Raw genomic sequence first — 18512 nt, forward strand, 5'->3', positions numbered from 1 at the left:
AGGCGCCAGCGCTGGCGACGGGTGAGGGTACGGCTTTGCAGGCGCAGTTCGCCCCGTCCCCGCAACACCACCACGTCCCCCACCTGCAACTCGGTGTGGGGACGCAACACGGTGCGGCCGTTGAGGCGCACCCGGCCGGCGCCGATGGCGGCCGCCATGCGGGCCCGGGACAGGCCCAGCCCTGCCGAAGCGACGGCATCCAGCCGGCAGGAGGCTTCCACGGTGGTGACGGTGCGGGGCTGGCGGGGTTGATGGCGCAGGTGGTCCCAGGGCACGGCGCCGGCTTCCACCACCACTGTGCGCACCTGCAGGGAACGTCCGTCCAGGGCAGCGGCGCAGGCTGGCGTGGCGATGAGTTGGGCGCCGTTTTCCCCCAGGAGGATCACGTCCCCCCACTCCCGGGGATCAACGCCTGTTGTCAGCAGGGCCGCTTCAAAATCCTCCAGTTCGGCGGGATCAAAGAGGAAGTTGCCCTTCAACGCCACCAGGGCAAAGTCCATGGACACGTCACCGAGGGGCAGCTCTTCCCGGGCCAGGAGCAGCCGCTGCCGTTCGGCGGGGGTGATGCCGCCGTAACCACGCCAGTGCAGGCCACTGCGCTGCTGCAACACGGGCTCCACAGCAAAGCGCTCCTCGGGATCCAGAAACCCCGTTGGCTCCGGCCGCCAGTTGCGCAGGGCCGCCTCAGCCACCGCCAACACATGGTCCAGGGCTGCGGCTGGAGCCATCAGAGGGCCACCACCGCCTGGGGACGCACCCGCTGGAGCGCCTTCCACGGCAGATCCTGTCCTGCCCTTGATTCCACCACCAGCAACCAGCAGCCTTCTTCGCTACGGTTGCGAAGCTGACGCAGGCGGTCTTCATTGCCGCCGTCCACGCCGGAACTGGCCGCGAAGCTGCCCAGAAAGCCGGCGATCATCCCCAGCAGGCCGCCAATCAGGCGATTGCCCCAGGGGCCGGCAAAGGCAAACGTGTCCAGATTGGTCATGACGGTGAAGGTCACCCCGGCAAAGAAACCGAAGGGCGCCAGCCAGAAGGCCATGGTTTGCTGCAGCCGTTGTTGGCTCAATTGAGGATTGAGCGCCTCCACCTGGACGAACGGGGTTTCCCCTGGTCCCACCGCCTGAAGGCGGGCCAGGGGCGTGGCGAGTTGCGCCAACTGCTGGCGGAGGGTACACAGGTCCTGATGGCGATCAAGCACCACAACAGCAATGGCCATGGGTGGAGGGGGACAACCAGTCACTACACTGCACCAACGGCACTGTCGCAGGGCGCATGACAAAAGTTCTGGTCTCCGATCCCATTGACCAAGCTGGAATTGACATCCTCTCCCAGGTGGCCCATGTGGATGTGCGCACGGGGCTGTCGGAGGAGGAGTTGCTGGGCGCCATAACGGACTATGACGCATTGATGGTCCGCTCCGGCACCCGGGTGACCGCAGCGGTCATTGATGCCGCTCCCCATCTCAAGATCATTGGCCGGGCCGGTGTTGGCGTGGACAACGTTGATGTGACGGCCGCCACCCGCCGCGGTGTGCTGGTGGTCAACTCTCCCGAGGGCAACACCATCGCCGCCGCTGAACATGCCCTGGCCATGATGCTGGCGCTCACCCGCAACATCCCCCAGGCCCATGCCAGCACCATGGCCGGGCGCTGGGACCGCAAACGGTACCTGGGCAACGAACTTTACAAAAAAAATCTCGGGGTGGTGGGCCTGGGCAAAATTGGCGCCCACGTGGCCAGAATTGCCCAGGCCCTGGGCATGGTGGTGCTGGCCCATGACCCCTTCATCTCCAATGCCCGGGCGCAAAAGCTGCAGGTGCGCTTGGTGGAACTGGACGCTCTGTTTGAAGAGGCGGACTACATCACCTTGCACATTCCCCGCACCAACGAGACGGTCAATCTGGTGGGAGACAGGTTGTTGCAGCGCATGAAGCCCACAGCGCGCCTCATCAACTGTGCCCGGGGCGGCGTGGTGGACGAGACGGCTCTGGCGGATGCGCTGTGCAACAACACCATTGCCGGCGCCGCCATTGATGTTTATGCCAGTGAACCCCTCCCGGCCGGGAGCCCCCTGCGCTCCATCCGGGGCAACCTCATCCTCACCCCCCACCTTGGCGCCTCCACCGCCGAGGCCCAGGCCAGCGTGGCCATTGACGTGGCTGAACAGATCCGCGACGTTCTACTGGGACTCCCTGCCCGCAGCGCCGTGAACATCCCGGGTCTGAGTCCCGATCTGATGGAGAAGTTGCGGGCGCACCTGAGCCTGGCCGAGCATCTGGGCCATTGCATCAGCCAACTGGCCGGAGGCAACGTGCAGGAGTTGGAAGTGCGCATGCAGGGGGAGTTGGCTGCTCAACCGAGCCAGCCCCTGGTCACCGCCTCCCTCAAAGGGCTGTTGAGTTCGGCGCTGGGGGAGCGGATCAACTACGTCAATGCCGGTCTGGAGGCCAGAAGTCGCGGCATCAAGGTTCTGGAGGTGAAGGATGAAGCCTCCCGGGACTACAGCGGCGGATCCCTTCAACTCATCTGTCGGAGCAGTTCGGGCCTTCACCAGCTCACAGGGGCTGTTTTTGCCGGGGATGAACTGCGCATTACCAGTGTGGATTCCTTCCCCATCAGCGTGCCCCCCAGCAACCACATGCTCTTTACCCGTCACCGGGATATGCCCGGCATTATCGGCCGGCTGGGATCCCTGCTGGGGCGGCACAACGTGAACATCGCCAGCATGCAGGTGGGTCGCCGCATCATGCGGGGGGATGCGGTGATGGTGTTGAGTGTGGATGATCCGATTCCGGAAACTCTGCTGGACGACATCACCAGCATTGAGGGCATTCGCGAGGCCCATGCCGTCAGCCTCTAGCCGGGCCGACGGTCTGTGGAGGCTGGCGTGGACCTGCAGCCCTGTGGTGGAGGACTCTCTGCTCTGGCGGTTGGAGCAGGTGGGAATTCACCACACCGCCACGGTGCGTGAGCCCCACAGGGGGGAGGTTGTCACAGTATTGGCCTGGGCGGATCGCCAGGCATGGTCGGAACAGCAGGTGCGCCAACTGGCGGTGTCCCTCGCCACCCTGGCGGCGGTCTTCCAGGCTCCTGCGCCCCGATTCTCCCTTGCCCGGCAGACATGGGAAGAGTGGTCCAGCAGTTGGAAGCGGCACTGGCGGCCGGATCCCGTTGGCAACGCCTTGCTGGTGCTGCCGGCCTGGCTGGACTGCCCCCCTGAGCAGCGCCATCGTCGGGTCCTGCGACTTGACCCGGGCCGCGCCTTCGGCACGGGGGAACATCCCAGCACCCGCCTCTGCATGGAAGCGCTGGAGGGCCACCAGGGAGTTGTGAAGGATGCGCTGGTGGTGGACCTGGGCTGTGGCAGCGGTATTCTCGGCATCACGGCTCTGGCCCTGGGGGCGGCCCGGGTGGCGGCCAGCGACGTGGACCCCATGGCCGTTTCCACAAGCCGGGAGAACGGCGCCCTCAATGGCCATGGTCCTGAACGGTTGCAGGTGGTCCATGGTTCCAGTAAGGCGTTGCTCCCGTGGGTGGGGTTCGGGGCGGATGTGCTGCTGTGCAACATCCTCGCGCCCGTGATCATGGAGTTGGCGCCCGACTTTGCCCAACTACTGAAGACCACGGGGGGACAGGGTTGGCTCAGTGGGTTGCTGATCAGCCAGGCTGATGCTGTGCAGAAGCGCCTGGCGGACCTGGGCTGGAGAACAGAACTGGCAGACACCTGTCAGAACTGGGCATTGCTGGCCTTCACAGCTTGGTCCTGATCCTGGGCCTGCCCCTGAAACCCCATCTCTGTCAGCCTGGGGCAATAAGTAGCACTTATCAGCCATGAATGCATCGATTGATCTTGCTAGAGATTCGCCCCGAGGGTGTGAGGTTGGTCACAAGTGGGTGTAAAAGTGTGTCGTCCCGCAGGACCGGGCTTTGCCAGGCTCTGCTCTACATCCTGAATTCATGGCTTCCTACAAGGTCACCTTCATCAACGAAAGCGAAGGTCTGAACGAGACCATTGACGTCTCGGACGACCAATACATCCTTGATGCGGCGGAGGAAGCAGGACTGGATCTGCCCTACTCCTGCCGTGCCGGCGCTTGCTCCACCTGTGCCGGCAAGCTCACCAGCGGCACCGTCGACCAGTCGGACCAGAGCTTTCTGGATGACGACCAGATTGAGGCAGGCTTTGTGCTCACCTGTGTGGCTTATCCCACCTCCGATTGCGTCATTACCACCCACGCCGAGGAGGACCTCTACTAAACCTTCTCCACAGTCTTCCGCCCTCCCCCACCCGCATTGCCGGCGGGTGGCGCTCCCCGCCTCGATCACTGCGATGGGACCAACCCGTGCCCTGCTCGCCCACCGCAGTCAGCACCCCAGCCCTGGTGGTCAGTACAGCTTCCAGGTGCTGGGGCCTTGCTGTCGCCTGTTTGACCGGGAAGAGTTGCCCTGGCCCTGCTGTCGGCTGCAGTGGCGCAGCAAGGAGCCCAGTTGGCGGCGGATTGGGCGCCGCTTTGTGCCTGATCTGTCCTGCAAGCGCAGCCCCAGCTATGCCGTTGAGCTGCTCCAGCCTGATCTACGTCCCACCAAAACCGTTCTCACCTTGTTTGCGGAGCGACTCAGCCCGGAGTTGCAGGAGTGGTGGTACAGCAAGCCCTCCCCTCGTCACCCCGATGGGGTTGCAGCATCCAACCCTCCCGCGCAGAACATCCGAACATCAGAAGGACCCGCGGCTGACCTGACGGTCAACCATGGGTCCCTCTTCAGCGTTAAGTCCCAGGGGGATGGGAAGCAGCGGATGGTTCAGAAATAGATCTTGCCGCCGCCCCAGGAATCCCCCTGCACTTTGGGGGCCACGAGGATGTAGCCGGCAATGAGGCGCAGGTCGTCGTCCGAGAGATCACGCATCTTTGGAAAGATGTCGCTGCTGCGCAGGCTGGGATGCAGATCGGCGATGGAGTACTCCCCGTCATAGGAGGTGGGGTCGTTGAGGTAGTCCACCAAGCTCTCAATGGAGTTGCGGGGCGGCGTCGCAAGGGAGAGGGTCTCCGGATCCAGCCCGACGTTGTGGTTGGTCTTGGTGATGCCGCTGGCGTGGCAGCTTCCGCAACTCTGGTTGAACGTGGCCTTGCCCGACTTGACCTCAGCTTCCGTCAGAAGCGTTGTGTCCCCTTGGGCGTTCTGAAGAACCGTCAACGTATCCGCATTCCAGTTGGCCCCATGGGCGGCAGCGGGATTGCCCAGCATTGCCAGGGGCAGCAAGAACACCGCCAAGAGCGCGCCGCAGCGCCTGGCCATGGAGCCCAGTCCAGTGGTGAGGCGGTGCAAAAAGCTGTTCATCGGTGGGTGATGCTGATAGGCCACAATTCCTTGTATCACGCAATTCAGCCTCCTTGCCCCCATCAGCTTTAACTCGTCAGAGAGTGTTGCGGAAACGGTTCAGGGCGGGGTCGTTCCAGGCCTGACTCGTCTGATTTGGACGCCAATTCCAGAGTAAGGAAGTCTTTAGCCATGACGGTGGCGGGGAAAATGGCCCGGGCCTCCGCCAGCAGGTCATCGGGGCCGATGGCCTGGCCCGGCATGTAACGGGGGCTGAAATGGGTCAACGCCAACCGGCCCACCCCTGCAGCCAGGGCCACCTGCGCCGCCATGGTGGTGGTGGAATGGAGCCGCTGCAGGGCCATTTCCCCATCCCGATGCGCAAACGTGGCCTCATGGACCAGCAGGTCCGCCCCCCGGGCCAGGTCCACAGCCGCGTCACAGAACACCGTATCGGTGGCATACACCAGGCTCACCCCCAGCCGGGGCGGGCCGCAAAGGCTGGACCCTGCAATGGTGCGGCCACCCACGGAAACGGTTTCCCCCTTCTTGAGGCGGCCGTAGAGGGGGCCTGGGGGAATGCCCAGGGCCCTGGCCTTCTCCACGTCGAACCGCCCCGCCCGGGGCTTCTGCCCGATGCGGAACCCGCTGGCCGGGATGCGGTGCCGGAGCGGGCGGGAGTCCACAACCAGATCATCATCCTCGAAAAGAACATGGCCTTCCGGGGGAGGGACGTTGACGTGAAAGCGCAGCGGATAACTCAGGCGGGTGGAAGAGAACCGCAGGGCCGACTCCACAAAGTTTTGCAAGGGGGGGGGTCCATACAGGTCCAGACCCGTTGATGCGCCCGCCATGCCCAGACTGGCCAACAGCCCCGGCAAGCCAAAGACGTGGTCCCCGTGCATGTGGGTGATGAAGATGCGCCGCAGTTGGGATACCCGCAGGGGACTGCGCAGCAGTTGATGCTGGGTGGCCTCGCCACAATCCAGCAACCAGAGCTCACTGCGCTGGGGAAGGCGGACCGCCAGAGACGACACGTTGCGCTGACGGGTTGGCACGCCGGAACTGGTGCCCAGGAAGGTGACCTGCAACGATGGGAACGGGGAATGAACCCATTGTGCGCTGGCCGGCTACACTGGAGCCATGACCAGACAGTATTCGGCCAGGGATCTCTCCCGTCGCATGGAGTTGCTGATCTCCAATGCGTCCAACCGCTACCTCACCACGGCGCGGATTGCCTTCCGCGCCAAGCAGCGCCACTTTGACGATTTTGAGGGGCTGCTGGAAGAAAGCGACATCAAACCCGTGCAGCGGGCCATCATTGAACTCTCCGACGAACAACTCACCCCGGAGTTGCTGGCCTGATCTTCCGCCCCTCCAACGGGAAGGGGATGGCTGGCGCCTGGCCGTGGATCCTGCCAGGCCCTTTGTGGCTCTGGTGGGGGGCGAGGGCTGGGCCTGTGAGCTACGGGCCGCCGAGCTTCAGGCCCTCTGCCATGGCGTGGCGGTGCTGGTGCATCAACACAGCGTCATGGCGGAGCAGTTGATGGCGGAAGAATCCATCACCATCAACCATGAATCCCGTGGTTTGTGGCTGGAGTTGTGTGGCACGGCAGCCTCCTGGTCCCTGCGCTTTCTCCTGGAACCGGAAGCTGATCGCGGCTGTGAAGGGGTCTGGTCGGCCCAGGCCAGTCCCCAGTTGGCCCTGGCGCTGCAGCAACTGGAGTACTCCGGGCCACTGCAGGCTTGACGGGCCAGTTCCCATGACGGGGGCGCAGTCCAGTGTGGTGAATGGGTAATGTTGAGGCAACGGAGCCTCGCAACAGGCGCCGTTCAGCAGGAAGATGGAGATCCCTGCCCCTGTCGCCGTGGATCTTGCCGCCATTCGCGCCGCCCTCTGTGGCCCCGACCACGGCAAGCGGTTGCAAGCGCTGGTGGCGCTGCGGCGCCACAGCACCGCTGATGCAGAGCCCATCCTGCTGACGGCGCTGGGGAGCGACACGTTCATCATTCGCTCCTTTGCCTGCATGGGCCTAGGGCAGAAGCGCACGGAGGCCGGTTTTCATGCCCTCCTGGAGCGGGCGCGGCAGGACAAGGATCCCAACGTGCGGGCAGAGGCCGCCAGCGCCCTGAGCTGGTTCGGCTTTGAGCGCTGCACTTCCCTTCTGCTGCAACTGTTTGCCCAGGATGATCACTGGCTGGTGCGCCACAGCATTCTTGCGGCGTTGGCCGAGTGCGGAGATCCCGGCGTGCAGTTGCAAGTGGCGCGTCAGGGTCTTGAGGGGGACGACGATACGGTGCGCTGCAGTGCGTTGGAGTTGCTGGGGGCGCTGGTGGGCTCCCCCCTTGCGGGGGAGGCGGAAACCCTGCTGCTGGCCGCCACCCATGAAGACAACCCCTGGGTGATCCGCCGCACGGCAGCCCGCACCCTGGGGAACTTTCCCGGAGAAGCGGCCCGCCGCCGTCGCCTGGAACTGCGCCGGGATCCCGACTATCGGGTTGTGGCTGCAACCATGGAATCCGCACTCAAACTGGACAGTGGCCCACAGTCGGAATTTTCGGCCTAGATTTCCAGCATCACTAGGGGTGCCGTCACCACGTGACGGCTGAGATCACACCCTCCGAACCTGACGCGGTTTGTACCGCCGTAGGGAAGTGAGCCTGTCGTGATCCTGGCTTCTGGTGCGCTCTTTGCAGGATTTCCGATGCGCAGCACATGGGTGGCCGCCCGCAAAGGCCAGGGCAACGTAACCCAGATGCACCATGCCCGTCAGGGTCTGCTGACGGAAGAAATGGACCACGTGGCCCAACGGGAGAACCTCCCCCCTTCCCTGGTGATGGAAGAAGTGGCCCGGGGGCGAATGATCATTCCCGCCAATATCAACCACGTCAACCTGGAGCCCATGGGGATCGGCATTGCGGCCCGTTGCAAGGTCAATGCCAACATTGGCGCCTCTCCCACCACCTCGGACGTGGGGCAGGAGGTGGAGAAGCTGAACCTGGCGGTGCGGTACGGGGCTGACACCGTGATGGATCTCTCCACCGGCGGCGTCAATCTGGACGAGGCCCGCACAGCCATCATCCAGGCGTCACCCGTGCCCATTGGCACCGTGCCCGTGTATCAGGCACTGGAAAGTGTCCATGGATCGGTCAGGAAGCTGGATGAAGACGATTTTCTCCACATTATCGAGAAACATTGCCAGCAGGGGGTGGATTATCAGACAATCCATGCCGGCCTCCTCATCGAGCACCTGCCCAAAGTGCGGGGGCGTATTACCGGGATTGTGAGCCGCGGGGGCGGCATTCTGGCCCAGTGGATGCTGTACCACCACCGTCAAAATCCCCTCTACACAAGGTTTGACGACATTTGCGAGATTTTCAAACGCTACGACTGCAGTTTCTCCCTGGGGGATTCACTGCGCCCCGGCTGTCAACACGACGCTTCCGATGAAGCCCAGTTGGCGGAACTGCACACCTTGGGAGAGTTGACGCGGCGCGCCTGGGACCATGACGTTCAGGTGATGGTGGAGGGTCCGGGTCATGTGCCCATGGACCAGATCGAATTCAACGTGCGCAAGCAGATGGAAGAGTGCTCCGAAGCCCCCTTCTACGTGCTGGGACCCTTGGTAACCGACATTGCTCCCGGCTATGACCACATCACCTCGGCCATTGGCGCGGCGCTGGCGGGGTGGCATGGAACAGCCATGCTGTGTTACGTGACCCCCAAGGAGCACCTGGGGCTCCCCAACGCTGAAGACGTGCGGGAAGGGCTGATTGCCTACAAAATTGCCGCCCACGCCGCAGACATTGCCCGCCATCGTCCCGGGGCTCGGGATCGCGATGACGAGTTGAGCCGGGCTCGATACGCCTTTGACTGGAACCGTCAGTTTGAACTCTCCCTGGATCCGGAGCGGGCCCGGTCCTATCACGATGAAACCCTCCCGGCCGATATCTATAAACAGGCGGAGTTCTGCTCCATGTGCGGCCCCAAACACTGCCCCATGCAAACCAAGATCACCGACGAGGACGTTGCCGCCCTGGAGCAGGCGCTGGCCAAGGATCAGGCCAAGACCGGCTGACGATCCCCAGGCCCGCTGATCCATGAACCCAAAAAAGCTCCCCGCTGGGGGAGCTTTCGGCAACGGCGGACAACGGGTCAGCCGAGGGAAACTGACGGTTCGTGCAGGTCAACGCGGCGACGGTAGGCCAGTTCCTTGGCGCGACGGGCGGCCTCCTCCCGGAGCCGCTGCAGATAGTGAACGGTGATGATGGACATGGGATTGCACCTCCAGGTTGTGTGGGACGTGGTGCGTTGCTTCGGGTCGAAGAACCCTACTTCCGCCTGAGCATCAGGTCAACGAGAATCAAACAGTAGCAGTTGCTACAGAATTTCGACAAGTAGTATGGCTTTTTATGAAGGAGGATCTTCTCCCGGGGTGGTTGAGTTGATTCGGTGTGGATTGGTTTAGCCTCACCACCTGACCTTAATAGACTCGGCACCAGACATGATGGGCACTCCACTGGCTCCTTCCGGATTTCGTTCTTCCCGCGCCTTGACAACTCCCTCCCTGCGGGAACAGGGCTTGACTGTGGGGGAACTGGTGCTGATTGTGCTGGTTGCGCTGGTTGCCGTGGGGGGAGCCTGGCTCTTTCTGGGCAGTCAGCAACCAACCCCCTCCGATGAAGCCACTGTGCAGCCTTCAAACCTGAATCAACCCTACTGACCACAGACTGCCCAGGGATACAAGCCTCGTCCTTCAGGGTGGAGAGGTCAGGGAGAGGAGCAGGTCAAAAGGGGCTCAGCATTGAACCTTCCCCATCCCGGCGGACGCTGATGCACTGGGCGTCACGGCGCCAGGCGCCAATGAAGCGATCCAGGTGCGTTGTGCTCAGCAGGCATTGCTGCTGCTGGCCAATGGCCTCCAGAAGCAGCAGTTGGCGGTCCGGGTCCAGTTCCGCCAACACATCATCCAGCAGCAGCACCGGCGCCTCCCCACTCACTTGGGCCACCAGGGCCGCCTCGGCCATCTTCAATGCCAGCACCATGCAGCGCTGTTGGCCGGCTGATCCATAGCGACGGGCCGCCTGTCCGTTGAGTTGCAGCGCCACTTCATCCCGTTGGGGTCCGACACGGCAACTTCCCAGACGCAGTTCCACAGCCCGCTGGTGGACCAATTGCTGCTGCAGCGCCCCTTGCCAGGCCAGCAACGTACGGTTCCCCTGATCCGGGGCAGGTCCTGGGGGCAGGTCCGTGCCGGGGCGATAGAGGAGGCTCAGGATTTCCTGCCCGCCGCTCAGCCGCTTCTGCCAACTCCGGGCCAGGGGATCGAGCCGCACCAGTGCCCGTTGGCGGCGCCGATGAAGACGTGCCCCCAGATTGGCCATCTGCTGGTCATAGGCATCCAGAAGGGCCGTCAGGTGATGATGGGGGGAGGCTTCCCCATGGCGGCGCAGCAGGCTGGAGCGCTGCCGCAGCAATCTGCCGTAACGGGAGAGCAGATCCCCGTAGGCGGGTTCCAACTGCAACACCACCCGATCCAGCCACTGGCGGCGGAGCACGGGCTCACCACGCACCAGGGCCAGATCCAGGGAACTGAAGCACACACAACGGAACGCCCCCAGAAGATCCAGTTGACGGGATAGAGGGTGTTGGTTGCGCAACCCCTGACGCCCCCCCGCTGGCGCAGATGCAACCCGATGTGCTCCAGCCCGTCGGCGCCGATCCAGCCATGGATCCAGCCGTCGGTCTGATCCGACTGGATCAGGTCCCCGTCGCTGGCGGTGCGATGAGAGCGCAGATTGCCCAGCAACTCCACAGCCTCCAGCAGGTTGGACTTACCTGCTCCGTTGGCGCCAACAACAATGACCCGGCTGGCCTCCACCTGCAGGGACGCCTTGTGGTAGCTGCGAAAATGCTGGAGCTCCAGCCTGGATAGGGGGGGCATGGTGGATTACAATGATGCCCATGGGCATGTAGCTCAGTTGGATAGAGCGTCAGATTCCGGTTCTGAAAGCCGAGGGTTCGAATCCTTCCATGCCCGCTTCCCCGGTTGTTCCACAGCCTCTGGCTTCACGGCATTCTCACGGCCTGAGTTGAAGGGCCATGGCGCGAATCCCCTTGGGGGATTCCAGGAAGCCGAAGCGCTCCAGTTCCGGCACGTCCTCCGCCCCGGCCATCATGGAAACACTGCATCCCGCCAGATCACGGCGCAGCCTCAGCAGCATGGCTCCCATGAGGAGGTGAATGTAGCGGCCCCTGGGCTGAATGTCCCCAAGGACGCACAGATCCCAGAGATTCACGTTCAAGGATCGGTCGCTGGTGGCCCGCACCAGACCCGCCAACTGGTGGCCCGCACCGTCAGGGGCGGGACGCCAAAGACTGACCAGAAGCTCGCTGCGCTGCAACGCCAAGTCCACCCGCTCAACGGTGCGCTCCGGTTGACCGCAGGCCTGGAGCAGTCGATTCACGGCTGCGGCATCAGGGCGGTCCGGATCCTGCAACACCAGCCAGCCTTGGGGAAGCGTCACTGCCGGACGTGGTATGGCCATCTCTCCTCAGCCTGTGTTGCGCATCCCCGCAGCGATGCCGTTGATGGTGAGCAAGGCGCCCCGCAGCAATTCGCTGCGGCTGTAGGTGCGCTCCTGCTCCTGCTCCTCCCGCAACGGGGGCTGCCGCACCTGTTCCCGTAGCCGACGCAGCAACGCCACCTGGATGAAGCCCAATCGGCACGATGGTGCAGTTTCTCAGTTCCACCGACAGCTTAAGGCCCGGATCCTCCGCCAGCAGTTCCCCATGGCCGGTGATTTTCAGCACCAGGGAGCGGGTGAGTTCATACTCCTGGCGAATGCGGGCAAAAATGGCCTCAAAGGCGTCCCGGTATTTTTCCCTGCTGAGGGACTTCATATAGTGCTCCGCAAGCTGCAGGTCCACCTTGGCCAACGTCATTTCCACGTTGGAAACAAGGGTGCGCAGGAAGGGCCAGCGGCCGTAGAGTTCACGGAGCACGTCCAATTGTTCAGGGTTGTCCTGCAACTCCTGGTTGAGGGCAAAACCCACCCCATACCAACTGGGTAGCAGGAAGCGGCTCTGGGTCCAGCCAAACACCCAGGGAATGGCCCGCAGGCCGGAGAGATCCTTGGCGCCGCCACGGCGCCGGGCGGGACGGGAGGAAATTTGCAGCATGGAAATCTCCTCGATGGGTGTCACCTGCTGGAAGAAAAGCACCAGGTTGGGATCGTCATGGACCAGAGCCCGGTAGTGGCTGCGGGAGCGCCGGGCCAGGCGGCTCATCAACTCGCTCCACTCCCGATGCTCCCCCAGACGAGACCCCAGCAGGCTGTTCTGGATCACGGCGGAGGTGACGGTTTCCAGGTTGTAGAGCGCCAACTCCGGCAAGGCGTACTTGGATGCCAGCACCTCCCCCTGCTCGGTGATCTTGATGCGTCCCTCCAGGGTGCCTCCAGGCTGGGCCAGGATGGCCTGGTAGGCGGGGCCGCCGCCCCGACCCACGGAGCCGCCCCGACCGTGGAAGAGCCTCAGGCGAATGTCATGGCTCCGGGCCAGCACCGCCAGAGCTTGCTGGGCGCGATAAATTTCCCAGTTGCTGGAGAGGAACCCGGAGTCCTTGTTGCTATCGGAGTAGCCCAGCATGATTTCCTGCAACAGGGCGTTCTCTTCCGCCCCTCGGCCACAGCGCTCCAGCAGCTCCCGATAGGTGGTCGTGCTGAAGAGACGCTCCATGACTCGCGGGGCCCGTTGCAGATCTTCGACGGTCTCGAACAGGGGGATCACCAGGAGCGATGCCTGACTGTCCGGGGCGCTCACCAGCCCGGCTTCCTTGGCCAGCACCATCACCTCCAACACGTCGGAGACGCTGGCGCACATGGAGATGATATAGGTGCGACACGTGCGCTCGCCAAACTCCAACTGAAGGCGTTTGAGCATACGGAACACGTCAAGTGTTTCCCGGGTGCTGTCCTTCCAGGCCACTGCGGCTGGCACCAGGGGCCGCCGGGTCTGCAACTCCGCCAGCAACCATTGCACCCGGGCCTCCTCGTCCATGGCGTTGTAGGCCGGTAGTTGCAAAAAGCGGGTGATCTCGTCGAGGGCATCGCTGTGGCGGCTGCTCTCCTGCCGTAGATCAAGGGCCGCCAGGGAAAAGCCGAAACTGCTCACCTGGGTCAGCAAGGACTCCAGACCCGTGTTCCTCAAGCCGGTCTGGAGAAGGCTCTTCTGCAGGAGCTCCAGGTCCTGGCGGAAATCCAGATAGGAGCCATAGTGAAGCGGGCCGGCCAGATCCTGGCCCAGGGGTGCATTGCTGGTGATGTCCTTGGCGCGGGGCTGGGGCAGGGGGGAATCCCAACCCGCTTTGTTCAGCGCCTTGTTGCGGGCGTGGGTGCGGTGAAGCCGCTCCAGGATGTAACTGAGTTTGAGCCGGTAGGGTTCCAGGCGGTACCGGGCCGCCAGCCGTTCATAGACGGCCGGGAAGCACAGCCGATCCAACTCCAGGGACTCCAGCAGGTCGCTGCTCACCTGACTCCACTGCATGGAGAGGGACAACTCCGTGCGCAGGGTCTCCACCCCGCCGAGATAGCGCTCCAGCATGAGCTGGCGCTGGTAGCAGGCGGTTCTCCAGGTCACGTCCGGCGTGACGGAGGGGTTGCCGTCCCGGTCGGCCCCCACCCAGGAGCCGAAGGTGATCACCGCCTCACTGCGCAGTTGCACATCCGGGTAGCTGCGGTGCAGAACCCGCCGCAAGCGCCCGTTAAGCTGGGGCAGCACGTCAAAGAGAACCTCCTGAAAGTAGAGGAGGGCATAGTCCACTTCGTCCAGCACGGAGGGTTTGAACTGGTGGAGTTCGTCGGTACACCACCAGAGGCGAATCTCCTGCTCCAACTGGCGGCGGATCATTTCCTGATCCTCCACACGACCAGCCTCATCCAGCTGCTCGTACCGCGTGAGCAGATCCGCGACCCGCCGCTGCTTATGACGCACGGTATGACGCACGATCTCCGTGGGATGGGCTGTAAACACCAGGCGGATATCCATCCTGCTGAGCAGCGTCTCCAGTTGGCCCGGCGGCACGTTGAGGCACCGCAGCCGCCGAAACAACGTGCGCAGGGGAATGGGGGCCGAACCGAGGGGCAGTGGCGGCGCGAAGGGATTCTCCACAACCGGACCCTTTGCGTAGGCCGCCTGGACGGAGGAGCGATAGCGATCTTCCTCGATCTGCTGCTCAACGATGTTGACCAACTGGAAATACAAGGAGAACGCCCGGGCGGCGATGATGGCCTCACTCAGGTCCATCGTGCGCACCAGCTCGATGATGGCATCCCCGCTACCGGCCTCGAAGCAAAGCTGCTTGAGGTGTGTCAGCCGGGACGCCACAGCTTGGTCACACTCATGGTTGAGCACGGTGTGCCAAAGCTCTTCAATGAGACCCAGCCGTTCCTGAAGCAGCCGCGGCGTGTCCAGCCTCATCCCGGTAACGCCCTTGTCCGCATTGGGGAGGTCGGTGTAAGAGGTGTGAAGCGCCTGGATCATGGTGCAGCAAGGGAGGTGGTCGGCGCAAAAGAGGCTGTGACGGGACACCCGTCACCCAGCCGTTGATGAAGCTCATGCTCACGGCACTCCAGGGCCACCGCCTCTCGCCCGACAATGGCGCGGATGGACTCCCCTTCCCCATGGGCGCGCAGCCAGCGCATGGAGCGGTTCCCGTGTCTCAGAATACTGTGCAGGGGCCGGAGCCAGCCCTCCAGACCCAGAGACTCCGCCAGACCTTGCACGTCCTGGAGAGACTGGCGCAGCCACTGGGCAGCCGTCAGCCCATGGCCGTCCCGCCAGTGGTGCAGCCGGGCCGCGAGGGACTGGCGAGATGCGGCCTGGTCGTTGCTGTCCGCCAACGCCGCCAGGGCATCGACATCCATGGTGCTGGCCCACAGTGGATCCTGGCGCCCGGGGTCCGCCAACAACTGCAGCAGTCGCAACTCGCAAAAGCTGGCCACAGCCAGCAAGTCCAGAGGATCGTCCAGCAGGTCGCAGATGCGCACCTCAACGCGATCAATCTCGTAGGGGCGCCGCCGGCCGTTGGGCCGCACCGAGCACCACAGGTGACGCACGTTGTGCATGGCGCCAAGCTGCAACTGCTCCTCCATCCAGCGGATGTAGTGGTTATGGCCGAGGAAGAGGGGAATCCAGGGGGGCGTAACGGGGAACTGACGCCAGCGTTGGGAGTGGGCCCCCGTCACCCGACCATCCAGAAACGGGGAGCAGGCGCTGAGGGCAAGCAGCAGGGCCCCTTCGCAGCGCATGAGCCGACAAGCCGCCATGAGGCGTTCCGGATCGGCAATGCCGAAATTCAGATGAACACTGGCGGTGGCCACCCGGGTGCCGTAGGCCCGCTCGATCAGGCTGTGGTAGGGGTTGGCGGGGTCGGACCGCTCGAAGCGACGGCTATCCCCCAGGCTGAGGCAACTGCCGGGCACCAGGGTGAGATCCCGGCGCTGCAGCCAAGCCCGCAAGGTGCGCCGGGGTTCCAGCAACTGCCGCAACTGCTGGTGGTAGTCCGCGGCGGGGGCTGTGGCGTATTCCAGGTTGCGGCGATCCGGCTCCACCATGAAGCCGGGCAACGCCCGGGCCACGTCGTCGGCACACCCCACAATGGCGCCGTCGGATCGCCCGGTGAACATCTCCACCTCAAAGCCCTTCAGCAGCAGGGGGGCTGTCATGGGTGGTCCACCTCCAGGCAGGTGATGGCCCGCAGCATTCCACGGGCCTTGTTCATGGTCTCCTCGTATTCCAGGGCGGGTTGAGACTCGCAGACCACCCCCGCACCCGCTTGAACGGCAATGCGCCACCGGCCTGACGCTTCGGGTCTGGCCAGGATGGTGCGGATGGTGATGGCCATATTGACGGCGCCCTGCAAGTCCATGGAGCCGTAGACACCGGAATAGGGTCCACGGCGATCCGGCTCCAACTCGTGAATCAACTGCATGGCGCGGATTTTCGGGGCGCCGCTGACGGTCCCCGCGGGGAAGCAGGCCACCAGCACGTCCAGAGAATCACAGGTCTCCTGCAACTGACCACGCACCTCCGAGACGAGATGCATCACGTGGGAATAGCGTTCGACCACCATCAGGTCCTTGAGTTGCACGGTGCCTGGCTGGCAAACCCGGCCCAGATCATTGCGGGCCAGGTCCACCAGCATGACATGCTCGGAGCGTTCCTTGGGGTCCGCCAGCAACTCCTCCGCCAACGCTGCATCGGTTGCGGGATCCGCGCCGCGCCGCCGGGTGCCGGCAATGGGCCGCAACGTGGCCAGCCGCTTCCCGTCCTCCCGCCGCTCCACTTTGACCATCACCTCGGGGCTGGAGCCGATGAGCTGCCAGTTCCCGAAATTGAAGTAGGCCATATAGGGGCTGGGGTTCACCAACCGGAGGCTGCGGTAGACGGCAAAGGGCTCATGGGGCAGGGTGGCCTCCAGGCGCTGGCTGAGCACCAGTTGGAACGCATCTCCGGCCATGATGTGTTCCCGGGCCTTGTGGACCGCCGCTTCAAAATTGGCGCGGCTGCGGTTGGCTGTTGTGGGTATCTGCCTGGAGGCTGTGTGCTGCCAGGCCAGGGGTTGAGCCTGGCTGTCTGTCAACATGCAGTGCTGCAACCGCTGAAGCCGGAGTCGGGCGTCCGCCAGGGCCTGTTCCGGGTCCGGCTGATCATGCAGGTTGATGTAGGAGACCGCCGTCAGCAGTCGGCGCACCTGGTCAAAAAGCAGCAGGTGATCGCACAGCATCCACAGCCCATCGGGACAGTCTCCTTCAGCCGCCCCATGGACAGGGACGGTGGGTTCGATCCAGCGAATGAGTTCATAGCCCCACATGCCGAACAGTTGGCCCAGGGCTGGGCAGCCGGGAACCGCTCCAGCCCGGTAGGGCCGCATCTCGCGCCGCAGCCGCTCCAGAGGGTTACCGGAGTAGACGTCACAGCGGCCGTCCCGCCAGAGCCGCATGCTCCGATCACCGCGGCTTTCAAACACCCAGAGGGGATAGCTGGCCACCACACTCCAGCGCCCAACGTGGATTCCACCGTCCACGGACTCCAGGAGCACGCCATAGGGGCTGCCGGGGCTGATGCGCAGCCACGTGGAGACAGGAGTATCCAGGTCGGCGGACCATGTTGTCCAGATGGGGAGAAACGTTTCCCCCTGGCTGGCCCGCCGTCTGATGTCTTCGAGACTAATCACGCGCCCTGGACTCTTCGGGAGCGTTGGGCAGTCCTTCAGTCGTAGACCTTCTTCCCGGCGAACTTGATGGTGGCAGGGTTGACATTGCTGCCGATGGAGCGAGGGTTGTGGTTGACCACGGGACGACCTTCATTCACCTTCTCGGGGAACACCCCATCCTTGGGATGCAGGTATTCGGTGTCCCCGCCAGGGAAGATCCGGTAGATCTTGTAGTCGTTGATCCTGGGCCTGAAGGTGCGCAGGCTGGCGCCCAGGGCCAGACACTGCTCCTTGCGGGCAAAATACATGATGTTTTCACCGCTGTGCATCAGAGCGGCTCCCCCCGTGGGCAGCTCGAAAGCCTGTTCTTTCTTGCTGGTCCAGGTGATGGCGTACTTCTCTTCGGTTTCGGCGGCATCGAGAAGGCCGCCGGTGCTGCCCACATAGGCCGGAAGCTGGCCGTTGAGCACCTCTGACATGGGGAATCGGGGAGAGACGTGAGAAAAGCCTAGCAACAGGGCGACCCGATCTTCCTGCCACTGTGAATGCCTCTTTACAGCCTGATGCTGTGGCCGGCTCAGGCCAGGGGAAGAAACATGGTCAACTGCTGAGGGCCACGCTCAGCCATGCGTCCCCCCAGACTGCTGAAGAGTTGCCGAATGGCGGCGCGGCTGAGATGGAGGCGTCCTGTCTCGGGTTTCCAGGTGAGAACAGCGCCCAGATGGGTCTCTCCGGGGTCGTTCAGGCCCTGCTGGCTATCCCCCCGCAGTTGCAGGCGCAAGTTCCCCCCGGCCCGGGTCAGGATCACCCGGAGGATGGTCCCCGAACGCAACCCCTGGGCAAAGCGCTCCACCACACCGGCCAACATGGGCGTCAACAGCAGGGGATCGCTCATGATGTCCGGGAGACTGTGCTTCAATTCCAACTGGACCCGAATTCCATAGTGTTCAAGCTGTTGCTGCCACCGCCTGTGTTG

17 protein-coding genes, 1 tRNA gene, 3 pseudogenes and 2 riboswitches are annotated in these 18512 nt (G+C 63.7%); of the genes and pseudogenes, 10 read left to right on the forward strand and 11 right to left on the reverse strand.

What is annotated here, in order from left to right:
• Positions 1 to 728, reverse strand: a 728-nt coding sequence (locus tag BG35_RS0101040) for a photosystem II electron transport protein, Sll1252 family (protein WP_025781307.1), incomplete at its 3' end; no start/stop codon positions are given.
• The gene (locus tag BG35_RS0101045) at positions 728 to 1219 is read right to left on the reverse strand and encodes a hypothetical protein (RefSeq protein WP_025781308.1); all 492 of its coding nucleotides are present in this window, start codon (positions 1217 to 1219) and stop codon (positions 728 to 730) included. The genes BG35_RS0101045 and BG35_RS0101040, both read right to left, overlap by 1 nt.
• Before the next feature lie 56 nt (positions 1220 to 1275).
• On the opposite strand from BG35_RS0101045, the gene serA reads away from it, so the two are divergent.
• The 4 genes from serA (at position 1276) to BG35_RS09725 (ending at position 4812) form a co-directional block, all read left to right on the forward strand.
• Positions 1276 to 2862 (forward strand): phosphoglycerate dehydrogenase, encoded by a 1587-nt coding sequence (serA, locus tag BG35_RS0101050; RefSeq protein WP_025781309.1) that lies wholly within the window; start codon positions 1276 to 1278, stop codon positions 2860 to 2862.
• Positions 2846 to 3769, forward strand: coding sequence for a 50S ribosomal protein L11 methyltransferase (prmA, locus tag BG35_RS0101055; protein ID WP_025781310.1), 924 nt, complete (start codon positions 2846 to 2848; stop codon positions 3767 to 3769). Before serA ends, prmA begins: the two co-directional genes overlap by 17 nt.
• Positions 3770 to 3959: 190 nt before the next feature.
• Positions 3960 to 4259, forward strand: a complete 300-nt coding sequence (locus BG35_RS0101060; RefSeq protein WP_025781311.1) for a ferredoxin — start codon at positions 3960 to 3962, stop codon at positions 4257 to 4259.
• 73 nt (positions 4260 to 4332) lie between these two features.
• Entirely contained in the window at positions 4333 to 4812 is a 480-nt protein-coding gene (locus tag BG35_RS09725; RefSeq protein WP_236619732.1) for a DUF8632 family protein, read from the forward strand.
• Here the strand turns inward: BG35_RS09725 and psbV are convergent.
• Positions 4803 to 5339: a photosystem II cytochrome c-550 gene (gene psbV / locus BG35_RS0101070; RefSeq protein ID WP_025781313.1), complete on the reverse strand. Its 537-nt coding sequence runs from the start codon at positions 5337 to 5339 to the stop codon at positions 4803 to 4805. The genes BG35_RS09725 and psbV overlap by 10 nt on opposite strands.
• Positions 5340 to 5407: 68 nt before the next feature.
• A complete protein-coding gene (locus BG35_RS0101075) occupies positions 5408 to 6409 on the reverse strand; it encodes a ribonuclease Z (RefSeq protein WP_025781314.1) in 1002 nt (333 codons plus the stop codon).
• 52 nt (positions 6410 to 6461) lie between these two features.
• Here BG35_RS0101075 and BG35_RS0101080 point away from each other — a divergent pair, with 52 nt between their 5' ends.
• From BG35_RS0101080 to BG35_RS12925, 5 genes are all read left to right on the forward strand, one after another.
• Positions 6462 to 6683 (forward strand): DNA-directed RNA polymerase subunit omega, encoded by a 222-nt coding sequence (locus BG35_RS0101080; protein WP_025781315.1) that lies wholly within the window; start codon positions 6462 to 6464, stop codon positions 6681 to 6683.
• Positions 6640 to 7068, forward strand: coding sequence for a DUF1818 family protein (locus BG35_RS0101085; RefSeq protein ID WP_071994738.1), 429 nt, complete (start codon positions 6640 to 6642; stop codon positions 7066 to 7068). Before BG35_RS0101080 ends, BG35_RS0101085 begins: the two co-directional genes overlap by 44 nt.
• 118 nt (positions 7069 to 7186) lie before the next feature.
• Positions 7187 to 7885 carry a HEAT repeat domain-containing protein gene (locus BG35_RS0101090; RefSeq protein WP_025781317.1) on the forward strand — a complete coding sequence of 233 codons (699 nt, stop codon included), beginning with the start codon at positions 7187 to 7189 and terminating at the stop codon, positions 7883 to 7885.
• A 5-nt stretch (positions 7886 to 7890) separates the two neighbouring features.
• Positions 7891 to 7989, forward strand: a riboswitch (TPP riboswitch).
• A 34-nt stretch (positions 7990 to 8023) separates the two neighbouring features.
• A complete protein-coding gene (gene thiC, locus BG35_RS0101095; RefSeq protein WP_025781318.1) occupies positions 8024 to 9397 on the forward strand; it encodes a phosphomethylpyrimidine synthase ThiC in 1374 nt (457 codons plus the stop codon).
• A 227-nt stretch (positions 9398 to 9624) separates the two neighbouring features.
• Positions 9625 to 9680: riboswitch (Glutamine riboswitch) on the reverse strand.
• A gap of 191 nt (positions 9681 to 9871) precedes the next feature.
• Positions 9872 to 10042 carry a hypothetical protein gene (locus BG35_RS12925; protein WP_161632492.1) on the forward strand — a complete coding sequence of 57 codons (171 nt, stop codon included), beginning with the start codon at positions 9872 to 9874 and terminating at the stop codon, positions 10040 to 10042.
• 64 nt (positions 10043 to 10106) lie between these two features.
• Here BG35_RS12925 and recF read toward each other — a convergent pair.
• Positions 10107 to 11263: pseudogene (gene recF, locus BG35_RS09730) on the reverse strand (DNA replication/repair protein RecF).
• Positions 11264 to 11285: 22 nt separating this feature from the next.
• Between recF and BG35_RS0101115 the strand changes: the two are divergent.
• A tRNA-Arg gene (locus tag BG35_RS0101115) sits at positions 11286 to 11359 on the forward strand.
• Positions 11360 to 11399: 40 nt separating this feature from the next.
• Here the strand turns inward: BG35_RS0101115 and BG35_RS0101120 are convergent.
• From BG35_RS0101120 to BG35_RS12930, 6 genes and pseudogenes are all read right to left on the reverse strand, one after another.
• Positions 11400 to 11846, reverse strand: a complete 447-nt coding sequence (locus BG35_RS0101120) for a hypothetical protein (protein WP_025781319.1) — start codon at positions 11844 to 11846, stop codon at positions 11400 to 11402.
• Between the two features lie 27 nt (positions 11847 to 11873).
• A pseudogene (gene ppc, locus BG35_RS09735) lies at positions 11874 to 14799 on the reverse strand (phosphoenolpyruvate carboxylase).
• Positions 14800 to 14858: 59 nt separating this feature from the next.
• On the reverse strand, positions 14859 to 16046 hold the full coding sequence (gene gshA / locus BG35_RS0101130) for a glutamate--cysteine ligase (protein ID WP_025781320.1): 1188 nt from the start codon (positions 16044 to 16046) through the stop codon (positions 14859 to 14861).
• Positions 16043 to 17557, reverse strand: coding sequence for an anthranilate synthase component I family protein (locus tag BG35_RS0101135; RefSeq protein ID WP_025781321.1), 1515 nt, complete (start codon positions 17555 to 17557; stop codon positions 16043 to 16045). Before BG35_RS0101135 ends, gshA begins: the two co-directional genes overlap by 4 nt.
• Before the next feature lie 35 nt (positions 17558 to 17592).
• Entirely contained in the window at positions 17593 to 18015 is a 423-nt protein-coding gene (locus BG35_RS0101140; protein WP_025781322.1) for a photosystem I reaction center subunit II PsaD, read from the reverse strand.
• Between the two features lie 98 nt (positions 18016 to 18113).
• Positions 18114 to 18512: pseudogene (locus tag BG35_RS12930) on the reverse strand (sensor histidine kinase); the annotation flags it as partial.

The organism is Candidatus Synechococcus spongiarum SH4 (assembly GCF_000586015.1).
Classification (GTDB): Bacteria; Cyanobacteriota; Cyanobacteriia; order PCC-6307; family Cyanobiaceae; genus Synechococcus_B; species Synechococcus_B spongiarum_F.

Excerpts from the sequence above, each read along its gene's own strand:
- BG35_RS0101060 (WP_025781311.1), top strand. The coding sequence starts at position 3,960 with ATGGCTTCCTACAAGGTCACCTTCATCAACGAAAGCGAAGGTCTGAAC.
- gshA (WP_025781320.1), bottom strand. The coding sequence starts at position 16,046 with ATGACAGCCCCCCTGCTGCTGAAGGGCTTTGAGGTGGAGATGTTCACC.
- BG35_RS0101140 (WP_025781322.1), bottom strand. The coding sequence starts at position 18,015 with ATGTCAGAGGTGCTCAACGGCCAGCTTCCGGCCTATGTGGGCAGCACC.
- prmA (WP_025781310.1), top strand. The coding sequence starts at position 2,846 with ATGCCGTCAGCCTCTAGCCGGGCCGACGGTCTGTGGAGGCTGGCGTGG.
- BG35_RS0101045 (WP_025781308.1), bottom strand. The coding sequence starts at position 1,219 with ATGGCCATTGCTGTTGTGGTGCTTGATCGCCATCAGGACCTGTGTACC.
- psbV (WP_025781313.1), bottom strand. The coding sequence starts at position 5,339 with ATGAACAGCTTTTTGCACCGCCTCACCACTGGACTGGGCTCCATGGCC.
- BG35_RS0101080 (WP_025781315.1), top strand. The coding sequence starts at position 6,462 with ATGACCAGACAGTATTCGGCCAGGGATCTCTCCCGTCGCATGGAGTTG.
- BG35_RS09725 (WP_236619732.1), top strand. The coding sequence starts at position 4,333 with ATGGGACCAACCCGTGCCCTGCTCGCCCACCGCAGTCAGCACCCCAGC.
- serA (WP_025781309.1), top strand. The coding sequence starts at position 1,276 with ATGACAAAAGTTCTGGTCTCCGATCCCATTGACCAAGCTGGAATTGAC.
- thiC (WP_025781318.1), top strand. The coding sequence starts at position 8,024 with ATGCGCAGCACATGGGTGGCCGCCCGCAAAGGCCAGGGCAACGTAACC.